We start from the raw sequence: 17,913 nt of genomic DNA, 5'->3' as shown, positions 1-17,913 counted from the left end.
ATGCTTGGCAATATCAAGAATCTACACTATTAACAGTAGGTTTGTTGATCGTAATCTTGCATAATTGCTTAGAATTCTGCAGCCTTGTAAATTGCTAATGCAAGATGTGACTTGGGCAGTACGGTGATTACAAGTCAGTTTGATGCTCGCGATAAAAAGTGAATGTGTATCGTTGATAAACATTGCGACAATATTGGGAAAGCACTGGCTCGAAAGGCATAAATGTGCTTTCTTTTTCCGTGGGAAAGTTTGAGTGGTAGCCGCTCTGCCTCCTATTGGGGCTCCAGGATAGACCCACTGAGTAACGTGTCGTTACGCCTAGCGTTATGTGAATGAAGGAGTGTTACATGAAGAAATCTACAACTGGCTTGCTGTTGGGTTCTGCTTTGGTCGTTGGTTTGTCAGGTTGTGCCAGCTCAGGCGGGCAGTCCTCACAGTCCTCGATGAGCAGCAGTGATCAAAAAGCGTGGTATCAAAGCCCATTCGTTTGTGGTCTGGCGGGTGGCTTGATCGGTGGTGGTATTGGCTATGCGACCAGCGGTGAAGACGATGAAGACGATGGCCTGGCTCTAGGCGGTGTTGCAGGTGCAACTGCCGGTGCCTTGCTGTGTGCCGATTATTCAAGCGCTACCGGCGACAGTGATGGCGACGGCGTCCCGGACGATCGCGACCAGTGTCCCAACACCCTGCCGGGGTAGCGGTGGATGCCAATGGTTGTCCGCTCGATACCGATGGTGACGGCGTGCCGGATTACCAGGACGAGTGCCCGGGAACACCGGCCGGTGTCGAAGTCGATGCCTCCGGTTGCCCGCTGGACTCCGATGGTGACGGCGTACCGGACTACATGGACCAGTGCCCGAACACTCCGGCCGGTGCTCAGGTCAACGCCCTTGGCTGTGAAGCCGACGTGGTTCTGCGCGATGTCAATTTTGAATTTGACTCCGCTCAGCTGACGTCCAATGCCGAACAGATTCTTGATGGCGTCGCTGACAAGCTGCGCGGTAACGAAAATGTCCGCGTGCGCGTCGAAGGTCACACCGACTCCGTTGGCCCCGACTCCTACAACAAGGAACTGTCTCAGCGTCGTGCGGATTCCGTGAAGTCTTACTTGGCGTCTCAGGGTATCCCCGAAAGCCGCATGCAGGCGATCGGCTATGGGGAAGAGCAGCCGGTAGCCAGCAACGAAACCCAGCAAGGTCGCGCAGAGAACCGTCGCGTCGAGCTGGGCGAGTGGCAGCAGTAAGCGTTAAGAAAAACGTTATCTGATTCACGGATAGCTAATGAAAGGGGCGCCTTCAGGCGCCCCTTTTTTGCATTGATCGGCTGTCTGAGTTGGTCAGGTATGGACTAGGGTTGCCGCCAACTGCTAATGTTTTGTCCTTCGTATTTCATTGCCTGCTAGCGATGTTTCATTCCTCTCCTGCGATACGTGGTCCCTGGTATGGATCACCACTGCGCTCAAGGACGTTTTTTTCATGCCTATCGTGACCCTGCCAGACGGCAGCCAAAGAACCTTCGATACACCCCTTAGCATCATGCAGCTTGCCGAATCCATCGGTCCCGGCCTGGCAAAAGCCTGCGTGGGCGGCAAGATCGATGGCATCGCCGCGGACGCTGCAGACATCATCGATCGTGATGCCGCGGTTGCCATCTTGACAGCCCGAGACGCCGAAGGTCTTGAGATCATTCGCCACTCCTGCGCTCACTTGATCGGTCATGCGGTCAAGCAGCTCTATCCCGAGGCCAAGATGGCGATTGGACCGGTGATCGAAGACGGATTTTATTACGACATCGATTTCGAGGACTCGATAACCCCGGACGATCTTGCTGCCATCGAACAGCGCATGAAGCAATTGATCGACAGCAATTACGACGTGGTGCGCGAATACGTCGATCGCGATAAGGCAATGCTGACCTTTTTGCACCGTGACGAGCCCTACAAGCAGGAGATCGTGAGGGGCATTCCTGAGGGCGAGACCATCCGCCTGTATCACCATGAAGAATATATCGACATGTGTCGCGGCCCCCACGTGCCGAACACTCGTCATCTCAAGGCATTCAAACTGACCAAGCTGGCTGGCGCCTATTGGCGTGGCGATGCAGAAAATCCCATGCTCACGCGCATCTATGGGACTGCCTGGCCGGACAGCAAGCAGCTCAAGGCGTATCTGAAGCGTCTCGAAGAGGCTGAGAAACGGGACCATCGCAAGCTGGCCAAGCGGATGGACCTGTTTCATCTTCAGGAAGAAGCGCCGGGCATGGTCTTTTGGCATCCTAACGGATGGACCATCTACCAGGCTCTCGAGCAGTACATGCGTCGTGTGCAGCACGAGCATGGGTATCAAGAGATCAAGACGCCTCAGGTGCTTGATCTATCCCTGTGGAAAAAGTCCGGTCACTGGGGACATTATTCCGAGCTGATGTTCGTTACCGAATCCGAGAAGCGGGATTTTGCCGTAAAGCCAATGAATTGCCCGGGCCATGTGCAGGTCTTCAATCAGGGGCTCAAGAGCTACCGGGATCTGCCTTTGCGACTGGCGGAGTTCGGTAGCTGTCATCGCAACGAGCCATCCGGGTCGTTGCATGGTTTGATGCGGGTGCGAGCGTTTACCCAAGATGATGCTCACATCTTCTGTACCGAGGCTCAGATTCAATCCGAAGCCGAAGCTTTCATTGCGCTAACCTTACAGGTCTATCGCGAACTGGGGTTCGAGGATGTGGAGCTCAAGCTCTCCACTCGTCCGGAATCCTATGTCGGCGAGCCGGAAAACTGGGAGCGAGCCGAGAAGGGGTTGGCTCAGGCATTGGACGCCTCCGGCCTCGAATGGGAGCTGCTACCCGGCGAAGGCGCTTTTTATGGTCCCAAGATCGAATTTTCTCTTCGCGACTGTCTCAACCGCGTCTGGCAATGTGGTACTCTGCAGCTCGATTTCAATCTACCTGAACGCCTTGGGGCGCAATATGTCGATGAAGACGGTGCGCGCAAGACGCCTGTCATGTTGCATCGTGCAATCCTGGGCTCCTTCGAGCGTTTCCTGGGGATTCTGATCGAGCACTATGCTGGGGCATTGCCACTATGGCTCGCGCCCCAGCAGGCAGTCGTGCTGACCATTACCGATGCACAGCGTGATTATGCGGTCGAACTCGAGCAGCGGTTGCAGAAAATCGGGCTTCGCGTCAAGGCGGACTTGAGGAACGAGAAGATCGGCTTTAAAATCCGTGAACATACGTTGCAGAAGGTCCCGTACCTGCTGGTAGTAGGGGATAAGGAAATAGAGTCCGACTCAGTGGCTGTGCGTACTCGTAGCGGTGAAGATCTGGGCGCCATGCAAGTGGATGAGCTCATTGCTCGTCTTGAAACCGAGCGGGGCCGATCACAACGTTAACCGGAACGGAGATTTAACGATCAAGCGGAATACACAGCGTGGGCGTCCTCAAGACAAGCGCCCCCCAATGAATGACCGAATCCTGGAAGACGAAGTTCGTCTGATCGAAAGCGACGGTGAGCAAATCGGTGTCGTGCCGACCAGCGAGGCGTTGGAAAGGGCAGAGGCGGCTGGTTTGGATCTCGTGCAGATTTCCAATGCCGATCCTATCGTCTGTAAGATCATGGATTACGGTAAGTTTCTTTTCGAGCAAAAAAAGCAGAAAGGCGCTCAGAAAAAGAAAACCAAGCAGATTCAGGTCAAGGAAGTGAAATTCCGGCCTGGCACCGACGAGGGTGACTATCAGGTAAAACTCAAGAACCTGACGCGTTTCCTCGAAGGTGGCGACAAGGGCAAGGTCACACTGCGTTTTCGTGGCCGTGAAATGGCGCACCAGGATATCGGCCGCAAGCTGATGGAACGGATCGCGTCGGATCTCGAAGATCTGGGAGCAGTTGAGTCCTTTCCAAAGATGGAAGGGCGCCAGATGGTCATGATCGTTGCCCCCAAGAAGAAGTGATCCGCAGGCAAGTTAACGAATGGACGTGGTAATGATACCTCGGCCATTGGCCACGGATTTTCTAAAGAACCCGAGTGGAGTGTTCCCTCATGCCGAAGATCAAGAGTAACCGAGGCGCTGCCAAGCGTTTCAAGAAGACTGCCAATGGCTTCAAGCACAAGCAGTCTTTTCGTAGTCATATTCTGACTAAAAAGACGACCAAGCGTAAGCGTCAGCTACGTGGCACTAAGCTGGTTCACGATGCCGACAAGGCACTGATTCAGCGCATGCTGCCCACTCTGTAACGCCCGCGGTCGAATTCTTTAACGTCAGGAGAAAGCTATGAGTCGTGTCAAGCGTGGCGTGGTCGCCCGTCGTCGTCACAAGAAGATAATGAAGCAGGCCAAGGGCTATTACGGTGCCCGGTCTCGCGTATTTCGTGTTGCCAAGCAGGCGGTCATAAAGGCAGGTCAATATGCCTACCGCGACCGTCGTCAGCGCAAGCGTCAGTTCCGTGCGCTATGGATTGCACGTATCAATGCTGCCGCACGTCAGAACGGCCTGTCCTATAGCCGTTTCATCGCTGGTCTCAAGAAATCAGGTATCGAGATCGATCGTAAGGTACTGGCTGATCTTGCTGTCCATGAAAAGGCAACCTTTGCCGCTATTGTTGAAAAGGCCAAGGCTGCTAGCTAAGTGAACGATGAAGCTGGTCGTATCGGATAACCGGCTCATTGTGAATCTCGCAGGGGAAGAGCAGTCGCTCTTCCCCTGTTTTTTGGGTTGCGTTTCACTGACGCATTCCGGGACACGGACATTATTGGAGTAACGGATGGATCATCTTCCCGCCCTGGTCACCAAGGCCCGTGCTGCCATTGCCGATGCCAACGACGTCTCTGCACTGGACACGGTGCGCGTGGAGTATCTTGGCAAGAAAGGCGAGATAACGACGCTGCTCAAAGGGTTGGGCAAGCTGGCGCCGGAACAGCGCCCCCAGGCGGGCGAACGAATCAATCAGGCCAAGCAACAGCTCAGCGGTGAAATTGAGACGCGGAAACGCGAACTCGAGCAGAGAGCGCTTGATGCGCGTCTGAAAAGCGAGCGTCTTGACGTGACGCTTCCGGGGCGTGGCCAGTCCACCGGCGGACTGCACCCAGTGACGCGTACTCTGGAGCGCATCGAAGGTCTGTTTACGCGTATTGGATTTGACGTAGCGGTAGGGCCGGAAATCGAGGATGACTATCATAACTTCGAGGCGTTGAATATCCCGGCACACCATCCGGCTCGAGGCATGGCGGATACCTTCTATTTCGACGCCAATCGCCTGCTGCGCACCCATACTTCTCCGGTACAGGTGCGCACCATGGAGTCCCAGGAACCCCCTATTCGAATCGTTTGTCCGGGACGGGTATATCGCAGTGACTCGGATCTGACTCATACGCCTATGTTCCATCAGGTCGAAGGGCTTTTGATCGACGAGGATGTCAGTTTTGCAGACTTGAAGGGCACGATCGAAGATTTTCTTCACGCCTTTTTCGAGCGGGAAGATCTTTCGGTGCGTTTTCGACCATCGTATTTCCCCTTCACGGAGCCTTCCGCCGAGGTCGACATCCAGTGCGTGATGTGTAGCGGTGACGGTTGCCGGGTATGTTCCCATAGCGGTTGGCTGGAAGTGATGGGCTGCGGCATGGTGCATCCGGAAGTGTTTCGTCATTCCAATATCGATACCGAGCGCTATACCGGATTTGCTTTTGGCATGGGCGCCGAGCGCTTGGCCATGCTGCGTTACGGGGTCAACGATCTGCGTCTGTTCTTCGATAACGATCTGCGTTTCTTGCGCCAGTTCACCTAATTTTTAACGGAGGCGAGACGTACGATGAAATTTTCCGAACAGTGGCTGCGCGAATGGGTGTCACCTGAACTCTCGACCCAAGCACTTGCCGATCAGATCACCATGGCCGGTCTCGAAGTGGATGCCGTGGAAGCAGTTGCCGCCAAATTCGAGGGTGTTCTGGTGGCGGAAGTCGTCGCCAAGACGCCGCATCCGGACGCGGACAAGCTTAGCGTTTGCCAGGTGAATGACGGTTCTAGCGATCCTGTACAGGTGGTGTGCGGCGCCCCTAACGTGGCAGTAGGTCAGAAGGTGCCTTTCGCCCAGGTAGGTGCTGTTCTGCCCGGGGATTTCAAGATCAAGAAGGCTAAGCTGCGAGGCGTCGAATCCAGGGGCATGATCTGCTCCGCCTCGGAGTTGGGTCTCGAGGAAGAGACGTCGCCAGGAATTCTCGAGCTGCCCTTGAATGCGCCAATTGGTCAAAGCCTACGTGACTGGATGACCCTGGACGACAGTACCATCGAGGTCGACCTGACCCCCAATCGCGGCGATTGCTTGAGTCTCAAAGGAGTGGCCCGAGAGATTGGTGTACTCAATCGCCTGCCCCTGAACAGTCCTGACCTGGAGCCTCAAGCGCCTGGTTGTGACGATGAATTCCCGGTACGGCTCAGTGCGCCAGAGCAGTGTCCCCGCTATGTGGGGCGGGTGATCAAGAATGTCGATGTGACGGCGCCTACGCCGCTATGGATGGTAGAGCGTTTGCGTCGCAGCGGTCTGCGTTCTATTGATGCGGTGGTCGATATTACCAACTACGTAATGCTTGAGCTGGGGCAGCCGCTGCATGCCTTCGATCTAGCGAATCTCGAGAACAGGATCGAAGTGCGCGGGGCTCGCGCAGGGGAGCGCCTGGTGCTTCTTGACGGCCAGGACGTTGCCTGCGGGAAGGCACCCTGATCATTGCCGACGATGACAAGGTGCTGGCAATTGCTGGCGTAATGGGGGGTGAGCATTCAGGTGTTAGTGCGCAAACCCGAGATGTGTTTCTGGAATCCGCCTTTTTCACGCCACTGGCGATTGCCGGCCAAGCTCGCTCTTATGGCCTGCATACGGATGCATCTCATCGTTTTGAGCGCGGTGTCGATTTTGAATTACCCCGTCAGGCGGCGGAACGAGCCACGGCACTGCTGATCGAGATTGCCGGAGGCGAGCCAGGGCCAATCAAAGAAACCTTCAGCGCGGAGCATCTACCCGGTGAGCGTCAGGTCCGCCTGCGCGGGTCACGCATTGAGCAGTGTCTGAACATCAGGCTGCCCGATGCTGAGATCGTCGATATCCTGGAGCGGCTCGGCATGCAGGTCAGTCGTGATGTGGTTGACGTAGCCGATGAAACCGGTGCCTGGCTGGTCAAGATACCCAGCTGGCGCTTTGATATAGCGATCGAAGAGGATCTGATCGAAGAGTTGGCGCGTATTCATGGCTATAATCGCTTGCCTGTACGCCGTCCAGCGGCGCGGCTTGGGCTAGTTGTGGACGATGAACGCCGTCAGCCCCTGACGCTTCTGCGTCGCCAGCTGGTGGCGCGTGGTTACCAGGAAGCCATTACCTATAGTTTTGTGGCACCGGAGCTGCAGGCGCTGTTGGCACCGGACATGACCGCACCGCGTCTGGCCAACCCGATATCCAGCGATATGGCGGTCATGCGGGCAAGCCTGTTTCCAGGTCTTGTAAAAGCGTTGACCTACAACCTGAACCGGCAGCAGTCCCGCATTCGGCTATTTGAGACCGGACTTGTCTTTCAGGGTGAATTGGACAGCGTCGAGCAGATACCAATGCTGAGTGGCTTGATCTGTGGATCCCGAGACCCGGAAGGTTGGGCGGCGCGTCGTGACGGCGTGGATTTCTTTGATCTCAAGGGCGACGTCGAGAGTCTGCTGAAGCTGGGGGGTAACGATGAAGCCTGGCGTTTCGAGCCATCGGAGCATCCTGCGTTGCATCCGGGCCAAACGGCTCGCCTGATCTATCAAGGAGAGTCGGTAGGCTGGCTGGGCGCTTTGCATCCTGCACTGCGCTCTGAGCTTGGCATCAAGCCCGAGGTGTTTCTTTTCGAGATGCGCCTTGATGCACTGACTCAGGGGCGCTTGCCTTCGTTTAGCGCCTTGTCTCGCTATCCGGAGGTTCGTCGCGATCTGGCGTTGGTAATGAGTGAAGATATTCCGGTTCAGGCTTTGCTTGATACGTTGCGTGAGTTTGCAGGCGAATGGCTGACGAATCTGCACTTGTTCGATGTCTATCGTGGGCCGGGCATCGCCGAAGATAACAAGAGTATTGCACTGGGCTTGACCTGGCAGCATCCTTCGCGCACGCTCAATGATGAGGAAATCAATCAGTTAGTCGATACGATCGTTACTGAGTCCAGTCGACGCTTCGGCGCGGAACTTCGTGGTTGAGCGACTGGAGGATAAGGTCCTGTAGAGGGGGTGTGGTTATGGGGGCGTTGACCAAGGCAGAACTGGCAGAACATCTGCACGGTGAGCTGGGATTCTCGAAGCGCGAAGCCAAGACGATGGTAGAAGCTTTCTTCGAAGAAATACGTGGCTGCCTGCGTGAAAACGAACAGGTCAAGCTGTCCGGTTTTGGTAATTTCGATTTGCGCGACAAGGGTCAGCGTCCTGGCCGAAACCCGAAAACCGGTGAAGAAATTCCGATATCGGCGCGTCGTGTCGTAACATTTCGGCCAGGTCAGAAGCTCAAGGCCCGGGTCGAGGATTACGAGGGCCGGCCTGCGCTGGAAGGCACGGACGCCTGAGCCACATTTGAACCACAGGAAAAAACACCAGGCAAACGCCAAAAGAAACCGGCCTTGAAAGGGCCGGTTTCGTATTATGGTAGGGCATGCAAGAGTTGGTTGGTTTTTAGAATGCGCCGCCTTTTTCCAGCAATTCGGTGATCACGTCTTGATCACAAATCCCAGCATCCCGGCCCCCAGCACAACGAACAGCATAATCGTGCCGAATTTGCCTGCTTTCGACTCGCGGGCCAGCTCCCAGATGATGAAGCACATAAAGAGTATCAATCCGCCAATCATTAGCGGCGTGATCCAGGCTTCGAACGTTCTTTCCATGATAGCCTCCGCAGGATTGGGCCACTATTATACCCGGCTGACCGTTAACGCGCTGGTGTACCATTTTCAATCGCGTCATTCCCTGTAAGCACGTGAGCGAAATCGCCAAGGCGTGCTAATATCCCAGTAAATTCCTCAAGTAAATGAACACCATGTCTACTCTCGATATTTTTGTCGCCACCATGTACGGGGGGGCGTTGGACGTTGCTGAACAGGTCAAACCACTGTTCGAAGACTGTGGTTATACGGTGACCATTCACGAACAGCCTACCTTGGAAGATTTGATCGAGCCTCCCGTGGAACTGGCCCTGTTTTGTGTCTCGACTACGGGTAGCGGTGATTATCCCGGTAATTTCGCCAGTCTGGCCAGTGACATTGCTGACAAGGGACCCTCTCTTGCCCATCTACGCTATGGATTGATCGCAATGGGCGATAGCTCCTATGGTGAAACCTTCTGCGGTGCGGGCCGAGCGCTTGATGCCTTGCTTGGCGAGTATGGGGCCGAGCGGTTGGGCGAGCGGCTGGAGGTGGACGCCATGGAGACGTTTATGGCGGACGACGAAGCAGTACCCTGGGTCGAGGCATGGATCGAGGAGCAGGGATTGAATCGCTGAATCTTTCACGTGTTATCGCAGGAGTAGTCTCGATATGACGACCGCAATGACCCCCGAGCGACTCAGCGTGATGGTGGGTGTACTGCTGGCCATCCTGGCAACACTGCCGCGCTATCTGGTCAACGGCAATCAGGGTCGATTGACCTTGATCCTGATCGCGTTTGCCGCCATCGCGGTCGTGGCTGTCTTCGCCTGGCGCATGCTGACGGTGGAATCACGACGTCGCGTACCCAGGCTGTTGGGACGTCTGGCGGTGATGGTATTACTGGGCATACTGCTTGTGGCGCTATGGCAAGTGTTCACCAGCGGCCTGAATGAACTCTTGCTGTTGTCCCACGGCGCCACCTTGGGGCTATTGATTCATGCGCTTGGCATGGGTATGCAACAACGCAATGCCTGGCATTGATGCAGCGGCAGGCTAGCGCCAGTTCGAAGGACTGGCGCTGGCAGTTCATTCCAGCGTATAGCAGGGCACGTAATGACTGCCGGGGAGCTTCATCCGGGCTTGAGCAACGAAAGAGGTCAGCAGATCGTCCAGACGCGCCATGAGTTCAGGCTCCGCGTGCAGTTTGAAGGGGCCGTGCGCTTCAATGGAGCGAATACCCGGCTCTTTGACGTTGCCGCAGACGATGCCGGAAAACGCACGACGCAGATTTGCGGCCAGTTCATGCACGGGTTGCTCGCGATGCAGCGCCAATCCCGCCATGGCTTCGTGAGTAGCGTCGAAGGGATGCTGAAAGTCCGGCGCGATGTTGAGTCGCCAGTTGTAGTAGAACGCATCGTCGTGAGTGCGTCGAAAAGCGGTGACTTCTTCGATGCTTTCACGCATGGCGCGTGCCACGGCAGTCGGGTCGTCGATGATGATGCGATAGCGATTGCGCGCTTCGTCACCCAGGGTATAAGCCAGAAACTCATCGATACGTTGGAAGTATTCCGCAGCGCTTCGTGGCCCAGTAAAGATGATCGGAAACGGAATGTTGGCATTGCTTGGGTGCAGCAGAATGCCCAGTAGATAGAGTATCTCCTCAGCGGTACCGACGCCGCCGGGGAAAACGATGATCCCGTGACCGACGCGAATGAATGCCTCCAGACGCTTTTCGATATCCGGCATCACCACCAGTTCGTTGACGATTGGATTGGGCGACTCCGCGGCAATGATGCCGGGTTCGGAAATTCCCAGATAGCGACCCCGCTTGCGGCGCTGTTTGGCGTGGGCCACATTTGCGCCTTTCATGGGTCCCTTCATCGCCCCGGGCCCGCAGCCGGTACAGATATCGAGATCCCGCAGCCCAAGCTGGTAGCCGACCCCCTTGGAATAGTCGTACTCTTCCCGAGAGATCGAATGCCCGCCCCAGCACACCACCAGGCTCGGCTCCCGGGAAGGGTCCAGCGTGCCGGCGTTGCGCAGGATGTGAAATACCGCATTGGTGATGCTTTCGCTAGAGGCCAGATCGAAGCGCGGATGCTGCTGTATCTCGTTATGAACGTAGACGATATCTCGCAGCACGGAAGACAGATGTTCGCGGATGCCGCGAATCATGCGCCCATCCACGAAGGCCTCCGCGGGCGCATTGGTCAATTTGAGACGAATGCCACGGTCTTGCTGCAGTACTTCGATATCGAAGTCATGGTAGGTCTGCATCACGGCAAGACCGTCATCCGTGGGGTTACCGCAGTTGAGCACGGCCAGCGCACACCGGCGCAGTATGTCGTGAAGTCCATTGGCAGAGGTATCGCGAAGTCGATTCACTTCATGCTGGGAAAGAACCTCTAGACTGCCCTCAGGGGTCGTCGTGGCGGAAAGCTTCTCGGTCATCTTGTTGTCCAGAAGGTGGGTCAGGAAGCGTCGCTTTCGGCGCGAGCGTGCTCCCATAATTGTGCGATGCGAAGACGATCGTCTTCGCTCATGCTGTCTTCCCTGAATGTCGATTCCAGCCATTGCCAGTAGGTGGCATCGAAGTCTTCCGCCTCGACGGTACTTGCATCATAGTCCGCCATCTCTAGCACAAGTCCTATCTGTGGAATCATGTAGCCAAGGGCGAAAAGATCGTCTTCTGCGGCGTTATCTTCCATGGCAAGCAGCGTACGCTGAAGTTTCTGTGCCCGGCCGACGAATGGGTCTGACATGATACTCCTGGCTCTTGAATGTCTGTTGAATGAAGGTTGTCTTGCAGGAATGCTATCATGCTCCGACGGGCCCCGCAGCGCTGCGCCACAAGGAATTGACTGATTTCCATGTTCAATACTCAATACTTTCGTACCTTCATTACCCTGGTGGAAACCGGTAGTTTTACCCTCACTGCTCAACGTCTGGAAATGACGCAGCCCGGCGTTAGCCAGCACGTTCGTAAACTGGAAGAGTATCTCGACAAACCATTGCTCAATCGCCATGGGCGTCGCTTTACGCTTACCGAATCGGGCCGGCGTGCCTATGATTACGCGCTGAAGCTGTTCGCCGAGCACAAGTATTTTCGCCATTCACTGGACGACGAATCCCTGAATTCCGGCGATTGTCGGATTGCCTCGCCGGGCAGCGTAGGGTTGATGTTTTATCCTTTCTTGTTGGGTTATCAGCAGGCCTACACCGGTTTGACGATCAGTTACGACTTTGCCTTCAATCGCGATATCCTGCAGGGCGTGGTAGAAGGGCGTTACGATTTAGGCATCATGACCGAGGTGATCAAGCATCCCGGGTTGACCTATACATCTTGGTATCAGGAGCCTTTATGTTTGCTTGCGCCAGCGGATTTTACCGGATCGACCTTGAGTGAATTGACGGCGCTTGGTTTCATCGATTATTCCGGCGCCGGCAACTATGCGACTCAGCTACTGCAGGCCAATTTCGCTGGCGAATTTCGGTCCATGAGTCGGTTTCCAAGGCAGGGCTTTACCAATGAAGTCAGCATGGTGCTGGATGCGGTTGCCCGGGGATTGGGCTTTACCGTGGTGTCTCGGCTGGTGCTTGAAACCTCTCCCTGGCAGCGTCAGGTCAAAGAGCTGATATTGACCAATCCGGTGTATGAAACCTTGCAGGTAGTCGCGCCGACGGATACTGAACTTCCCAAACGCTATACCCAGCTACTCGATGATTTTCGCCAACAGCGTCGTAATACCCTCTACGCGATTTCCGAAGAACCCAGTTTTGATAGCTGATGCTTGAAGACGACAAGAACGACGAAAGAAAAACCCCCGGGTTTAAGGCCCGGGGGTTGGTACAAGCGAGCTGCAGATCAATCACGATAGTTGTCGATGCTCGGACAAGAGCAGATCAATTGCCGGTCGCCATACACGTTGTCGACCCGGTTGACCGCGGGCCAGTATTTGGCCGCCTGAACATGCTCGGAGGGAAAGGCGCCGATCTTGCGTGAGTAGGGGCGTTCCCACTCGTCGTCCATCAGATCCGCCATGGTGTGCGGTGCGTTTACCAACGGATTGTCATCCCCTGGCCAATCGCCTTTCTCCACCCGCTTGATCTCCTTTCGAATGGCAATCATGGCATCGCAGAAGCGGTCGATCTCATAGCGAGATTCGGATTCCGTTGGCTCGATCATCAGGGTGCCGGGTACCGGGAAAGACATGGTCGGGGCATGGAAACCATAGTCCATCAGACGCTTGGCGATATCTTCTTCGCTGATCCCTGATGCCTGCTTGAGCGGGCGAATATCGATGATGCACTCGTGGGCCACGGTGCCGTTCACACCCTGATACAGCACCGGGAAATGCTCTTCCAGGCGTCGGGCAATGTAGTTGGCATTGATGATGGCAAGCTCCGTGGCCTCCCTCAGGCCTCGTGCGCCCATCATCTTGATGTAGGCCCAGGAGATGGGCAGGATCGAGGCGCTGCCGTAGGCTGCGGATGCAACGGCGCCACATTCTTCGCGAACCCCCGCAATCGGTGTCACCACATGGTTGGACACGAAGGGGGCCAGATGCGCCTTCACGCCGATCGGTCCCATGCCCGGTCCGCCGCCGCCATGAGGGATGCAGAAGGTCTTGTGCAGATTCAGGTGCGATACGTCGCCGCCGAAATCCCCGGGTCGGCACAGGCCTACCTGGGCGTTCATGTTGGCGCCGTCGATATAGACCTGGCCACCGTGCTTGTGCACGATGTCGCACACTTCCTGCACGTCTTCCTCGAACACGCCGTGAGTCGAGGGATAGGTGATCATGGTGGCGGAAAGCGTATCGCTATATTTCTCGGCCTTGCTGCGAAGGTCTTCCAGATCGATGTTGCCATCCTTGTCACACTCCACCACCACTACCTTCATTTGGGCCATGGCGGCGGAGGCGGGGTTGGTGCCGTGAGCAGAGCTTGGGATCAGGCAGATGTTGCGATGCGCCTCGCCCTGGGCCGCCTGATAGCGGCGAATGGCCAGCATGCCGGCGTATTCGCCTTGGGCTCCGGAATTGGGTTGCATGGAGATATGATCGTAGCCAGTGATTTCTTCTAAAAACGCCGACAGCTCATCGATCATCTGCTTGTAGCCTACCGCCTGCTCCGCGGGCACAAAGGGATGGATGTTGGCAAACTCGGGCCAGGTGATCGGAATCATCTCGCTGGTGGCATTGAGCTTCATGGTGCAGGAGCCCAGCGGGATCATGGCGTGAGCCAAGGACAGATCACGATTCTCCAGGCGCTTAAGATAGCGCATCATTTCGGTTTCGCTGCGATAGCGCTTGAAGGTCGGGTGAGTCAGAAAATCGCTTTCTCGAGCATAGTTGGTTGGAATGCCCGTGGTGCCTGCTGCAACGATCTCGTCATCCAAGGTGCTGATCGACAGGTCATGCTCATCATCCAGCAGTACGTCGAAGAGCTTGGCAACATCTGCCGCCGTGGTGGTTTCGTCCAGGCTGATGCCAATGCGCCCGTCCTTGTACATGCGCAGATTGATCTCGTGAGAGAGCGCACGCCCATAGATCTTGCCTGCGTCCGCCCCAACCAGGGTCAAAGTGTCGAACCAGCTGTCATTGGCCAGCTCCAAACCCTTGCGCTTGAGACCTTCCGCGAGGATGGTCGTCAGGCGGTGAATACGAGTGGCGATGGTGCGAATGCCTTCGGCGCCATGATAGACCGCATAGAAGCCGGCCATGTTGGCAAGCAAGGCCTGGGCAGTGCAGATGTTGGAGGTCGCCTTTTCCCGGCGGATATGCTGCTCTCGGGTCTGCATGGCCATGCGTAGGGCAATTTGGCCCCGACTGTCTTTCGAGACACCGATGATGCGGCCGGGAATGGAGCGCTTGTGCTTGTCCGAGGTGGCAAAAAACGCAGCGTGAGGGCCGCCGTAGCCCATCGGCACACCAAAGCGCTGGGAGTTGCCCAGCACGATATCCGCGCCCAATGCGCCAGGCTCCTTGAGCAGCGCCAGACTCATCAAATCCGTTGCCACGCAGGCCATTGCGCCTTGTCCGTGCGCCGCCTCGATCAAGGTTGCAAGATCATGTACTCGGCCGGTTTGACCGGGGTATTGGAACAGAGCGCCGAAGGTTTCGTGTTCCGCCACTTTCTCGGCGCTATCAACGATGAGCTCGAAGCCGAAGTATTCCGCCCGAGTGCGTAGAACGTCCACGGTTTGCGGCAGCACATCGTCCGCCACGAAGAAGCTGTTTGTCTTGGCCTTCTTGTTGGCGCGCCGACACAGCGCCATGGCTTCGGCAGCGGCAGTCGCCTCATCAAGAAGCGACGCATTGGCCAGATCCATGCCGGTCAGGTCCATGACCATCTGCTGGAAGTTGAGCAGCCCTTCGAGGCGGCCCTGGGAGATTTCCGGCTGATAGGGCGTGTAAGCGGTGTACCAGCCCGGGTTCTCGAGCACGTTGCGCGCGATCACCGCTGGGGTATAGGTGCTGTAATAGCCTTGTCCGATATAGGTCTTGAATACCTTGTTCTGGCGCGCCAGACGCTTGAGATAATCCAAGGATTCGGCTTCGCCTTTGGGCGTATCCAGATTGAGTTCACGGTCCAGACGAATGCCCGCCGGCACGGTCTTGTCGATCAAAGCCTCAATGGTATCGGTATCGAGTGTTTCGACCATGTGAGCGACATCATCGCTATCCGGTCCGTTGTGGCGATGAACGAAAGCATCGTGACTGGCAAGTTCCGCCAGCCGGCGTTGATCTTTAGCCATGGGACACCTATAGGTTGTCAGGACGGTCAGGTCCGGTATTCAGACATTGAAAAGAGTCGTTGCGCTAGAGGTATGACGGGGCAGAAGCTGCCCCGTTCACTATTCGATCAGTCTTCTTCTGCCTCGACGTGGCGGGTGTAGGCATCGGTATCGAGCAAGTCGTCCAGCGCACTGCCGTCCGCAAGCTTGAGCTTGATGATCCAGCCGCCTTCGTAAGGCGCTTCATTGATGGTTTCCGGCGCCTCTTCGAGGCTTTCATTGATTTCGACCACCTCACCGGCCAAAGGTGCATACAAATCTGACGCGGCCTTTACTGATTCGATGACGCCGAACTCGTCACCGTTATCAAGTGAGCGGCCGACCTCTGGCAGTTCGACGAATACCACATCGCCCAGAGCTTGTTGCGCGTGGTCGGTAATACCAATGGTAACGGTGCCGTCACCATTGTCCTGGACCCATTCGTGGCTTTCCGTGTAGTGCAGGTTCCCGGGAATGGAGCTCATGATTTTTTCCTATAAGAAAAGGTTTTCTATTTCAGGGAATCGTAACGCTATTACAGCGTATTGACGAGCCCCTGGGCGTTTCAACAGAGGTTTTCTGGTGTCTTTCTACGCTACCGGCAATGACCGTCGCCTATAGAGTGGTCAAGTTCTTACTCAACGTCCAGTTGACGCATTGTCACCGGGATTTGTCCGGTTGATTTCGCGGTGGGCAATGCTATCACGGGCCCATGTTTCCAATAAGAAACACGATCCAAGATGTCGGTGCTGGTGGAGTGCCCAGGGTATCCGCTAAGGTATGCGGGTTCGAGCACTGTCGTCGCTGTCTAGCCGCTAGCGCTTCGGTAACAACGGTGCATAACAAGAAAACGCCTGGAGAAAACTCATATGGAAACCTTGACAGGAATTTTTACGGCGATCGAAAACGTGGTGTGGGGACCATTGATGCTGGTCCTGCTGTTGGGGGTTGGGCTGTACCTGCAGCTTGGTTTGAAACTGATACCGATTCGCAAGCTGGGCACGGGATTTGGCCTGCTGTGGAAAGGGCGGGTCACGCAAAAAGGTGATGAGGACGAGGGGGAGGTATCGCCCTTCAACGCCTTGATGACATCCCTGTCGGCGACCATCGGAACGGGCAATATCGCTGGGGTGGCTACCGCCATCTTCCTAGGGGGGCCCGGCGCAGTGTTCTGGATGTGGATTACCGCCCTGGTCGGGATGGCCACCAAGTTCTCCGAGGCGGTGCTGGCGGTACGTTATCGTGAGGTCAACAAGGACGGCGATCACGTTGGCGGTCCGATGTATTACATCCGCAATGGCCTGGGCAAGAAGTGGGCCTGGATGGGTGCTGCCTTTGCCTTTTTCGGTGCCATTGCCTCTTTCGGCATTGGCAATACCGTACAGTCCAACTCCGTGGCCGACGGTCTTAATCAGTCTCTCGGGTTGCCCTACTGGGTCACCGGGCTTGTGATCATGGTGCTGGCCGGAGCGGTAATTCTCGGGGGTATCCGCCGTATCGCCAAGGTGGCGGGCAAACTGGTGCCCATCATGGCGGTTGCTTACATTTGCGCGGGTATTGTCGTGCTCATCATCAACGCTGAGCAGATCGGTGCTGCCTTTAGCATGATCTTCACCCATGCATTCACTCCCATATCTGCGGCAGGCGGTTTTGCCGGCGCGGCGGTGGCCAAGGCCATTCAGTTCGGCGTCGCGCGAGGGGTGTTCTCTAACGAGGCGGGGCTGGGTAGCGCACCTATTGCCCACGCTGCAGCCCAAACCAAGAATCCCGTGCGCCAGGGCTTGGTCGCCATGCTGGGCACTTTCATCGATACGATCGTCGTGTGTTCGATTACCGCCCTTGCCATCCTGACCTCAACCCATTGGACCGGAGGGGAAACCGGGGCGGCGCTGACTACCATGGCGTTCAATGAGTCCTTGCCCGGAGTGGGGCAGTATATTGTCTCTTTTGCCTTGGCGGTGTTCGCGTTCACCACCATCCTGGGCTGGGCATTCTACGGTGAAAAATGCTTCGAGTTCCTGTTCGGTGTAGGGTCGATCAAGATCTATCGGGTGGTCTATATTCTGGCGATCATGCTGGGGGCGATCGCGCCACTGAACTTCGTCTGGCTGATGGCCAGTGTATTCAATGCCTTGATGGCAATTCCCAACCTAATTGCGTTGGCCTTGCTATCGCCGGTGGTCTTCGATTTGACCAGACGCCATTTCGCCGGTGAGTCGATATTGCCGGGTGAGGATCTGAAACGCTAACGGGCGTATTCGATAATTCGTACTGATGGAG

14 protein-coding genes and 3 pseudogenes are annotated in these 17,913 nt (G+C 56.1%); 12 read left to right on the top strand and 5 right to left on the bottom strand.

The genetic code is table 11. The features are described from left to right. The first annotated feature begins 347 nt into the window (after positions 1 to 347). From CH74_RS19980 to ihfA, 8 genes and pseudogenes are all read left to right on the top strand, one after another. Positions 348 to 1,243 (top strand): annotated as a pseudogene (locus CH74_RS19980) (OmpA family protein). 232 nt (positions 1,244 to 1,475) lie between these two features. After that, on the top strand, positions 1,476 to 3,386 hold the full coding sequence (thrS, locus tag CH74_RS06270) for a threonine--tRNA ligase (protein WP_048306615.1): 1,911 nt from the start codon (positions 1,476 to 1,478) through the stop codon (positions 3,384 to 3,386). Further along, complete coding sequence (gene infC / locus CH74_RS06265; protein ID WP_082140316.1) at positions 3,337 to 3,945, top strand: translation initiation factor IF-3; 609 nt, start codon at positions 3,337 to 3,339, stop codon at positions 3,943 to 3,945. The genes thrS and infC overlap by 50 nt, the downstream gene beginning before the upstream one ends. Positions 3,946 to 4,034: 89 nt before the next feature. Next, positions 4,035 to 4,229, top strand: a complete 195-nt coding sequence (gene rpmI / locus CH74_RS06260; protein ID WP_048306613.1) for a 50S ribosomal protein L35 — start codon at positions 4,035 to 4,037, stop codon at positions 4,227 to 4,229. A 37-nt stretch (positions 4,230 to 4,266) separates the two neighbouring features. Further along, on the top strand, positions 4,267 to 4,620 hold the full coding sequence (rplT, locus tag CH74_RS06255; protein ID WP_048306612.1) for a 50S ribosomal protein L20: 354 nt from the start codon (positions 4,267 to 4,269) through the stop codon (positions 4,618 to 4,620). A 136-nt stretch (positions 4,621 to 4,756) separates the two neighbouring features. Further along, positions 4,757 to 5,776, top strand: coding sequence for a phenylalanine--tRNA ligase subunit alpha (pheS, locus tag CH74_RS06250; RefSeq protein WP_048306611.1), 1,020 nt, complete (start codon positions 4,757 to 4,759; stop codon positions 5,774 to 5,776). Positions 5,777 to 5,800: 24 nt separating this feature from the next. After that, positions 5,801 to 8,202, top strand: a pseudogene (gene pheT, locus CH74_RS06245) (phenylalanine--tRNA ligase subunit beta). 38 nt (positions 8,203 to 8,240) lie between these two features. Continuing rightward, a complete protein-coding gene (gene ihfA, locus CH74_RS06240) occupies positions 8,241 to 8,561 on the top strand; it encodes an integration host factor subunit alpha (protein ID WP_048306610.1) in 321 nt (106 codons plus the stop codon). A gap of 106 nt (positions 8,562 to 8,667) precedes the next feature. Here ihfA and CH74_RS06235 read toward each other — a convergent pair. After that, a pseudogene (locus tag CH74_RS06235) lies at positions 8,668 to 8,876 on the bottom strand (DUF2788 domain-containing protein). Positions 8,877 to 9,028: 152 nt separating this feature from the next. Here CH74_RS06235 and CH74_RS06230 point away from each other — a divergent pair. Together CH74_RS06230 and CH74_RS06225 are read left to right on the top strand one after the other, a co-directional pair. Then, a complete protein-coding gene (locus tag CH74_RS06230; protein WP_048306634.1) occupies positions 9,029 to 9,490 on the top strand; it encodes a flavodoxin domain-containing protein in 462 nt (153 codons plus the stop codon). A 34-nt stretch (positions 9,491 to 9,524) separates the two neighbouring features. Beyond that, complete coding sequence (locus tag CH74_RS06225; RefSeq protein ID WP_048306609.1) at positions 9,525 to 9,896, top strand: hypothetical protein; 372 nt, start codon at positions 9,525 to 9,527, stop codon at positions 9,894 to 9,896. Positions 9,897 to 9,941: 45 nt separating this feature from the next. Here the strand turns inward: CH74_RS06225 and ppnN are convergent, their stop codons facing one another. Together ppnN and CH74_RS06215 are read right to left on the bottom strand one after the other, a co-directional pair. Further along, the gene (gene ppnN / locus CH74_RS06220) at positions 9,942 to 11,306 is read right to left on the bottom strand and encodes a nucleotide 5'-monophosphate nucleosidase PpnN (RefSeq protein ID WP_048306633.1); all 1,365 of its coding nucleotides are present in this window, start codon (positions 11,304 to 11,306) and stop codon (positions 9,942 to 9,944) included. A gap of 20 nt (positions 11,307 to 11,326) precedes the next feature. After that, positions 11,327 to 11,617 (bottom strand): YfcL family protein, encoded by a 291-nt coding sequence (locus CH74_RS06215; protein ID WP_048306608.1) that lies wholly within the window; start codon positions 11,615 to 11,617, stop codon positions 11,327 to 11,329. 108 nt (positions 11,618 to 11,725) lie between these two features. On the opposite strand from CH74_RS06215, the gene CH74_RS06210 reads away from it, so the two are divergent. Continuing rightward, complete coding sequence (locus CH74_RS06210; protein WP_048306607.1) at positions 11,726 to 12,643, top strand: LysR family transcriptional regulator; 918 nt, start codon at positions 11,726 to 11,728, stop codon at positions 12,641 to 12,643. A 77-nt stretch (positions 12,644 to 12,720) separates the two neighbouring features. Here the strand turns inward: CH74_RS06210 and gcvP are convergent, their stop codons facing one another. Next, on the bottom strand, positions 12,721 to 15,615 hold the full coding sequence (gene gcvP, locus CH74_RS06205; RefSeq protein WP_048306606.1) for an aminomethyl-transferring glycine dehydrogenase: 2,895 nt from the start codon (positions 15,613 to 15,615) through the stop codon (positions 12,721 to 12,723). Between the two features lie 107 nt (positions 15,616 to 15,722). Then, positions 15,723 to 16,118 (bottom strand): glycine cleavage system protein GcvH, encoded by a 396-nt coding sequence (gene gcvH / locus CH74_RS06200; protein ID WP_048306605.1) that lies wholly within the window; start codon positions 16,116 to 16,118, stop codon positions 15,723 to 15,725. A 384-nt stretch (positions 16,119 to 16,502) separates the two neighbouring features. On the opposite strand from gcvH, the gene CH74_RS06195 reads away from it, so the two are divergent. Next, positions 16,503 to 17,882, top strand: a complete 1,380-nt coding sequence (locus CH74_RS06195; RefSeq protein ID WP_048306604.1) for a sodium:alanine symporter family protein — start codon at positions 16,503 to 16,505, stop codon at positions 17,880 to 17,882. Positions 17,883 to 17,913 lie beyond the last annotated feature (31 nt).

This window comes from Halomonas sp. PR-M31, from assembly GCF_001039575.1.
Taxonomy (GTDB): Bacteria; Pseudomonadota; Gammaproteobacteria; order Pseudomonadales; family Halomonadaceae; genus Modicisalibacter.
This window is presented reverse-complemented; position numbering and strand designations above follow the sequence as displayed.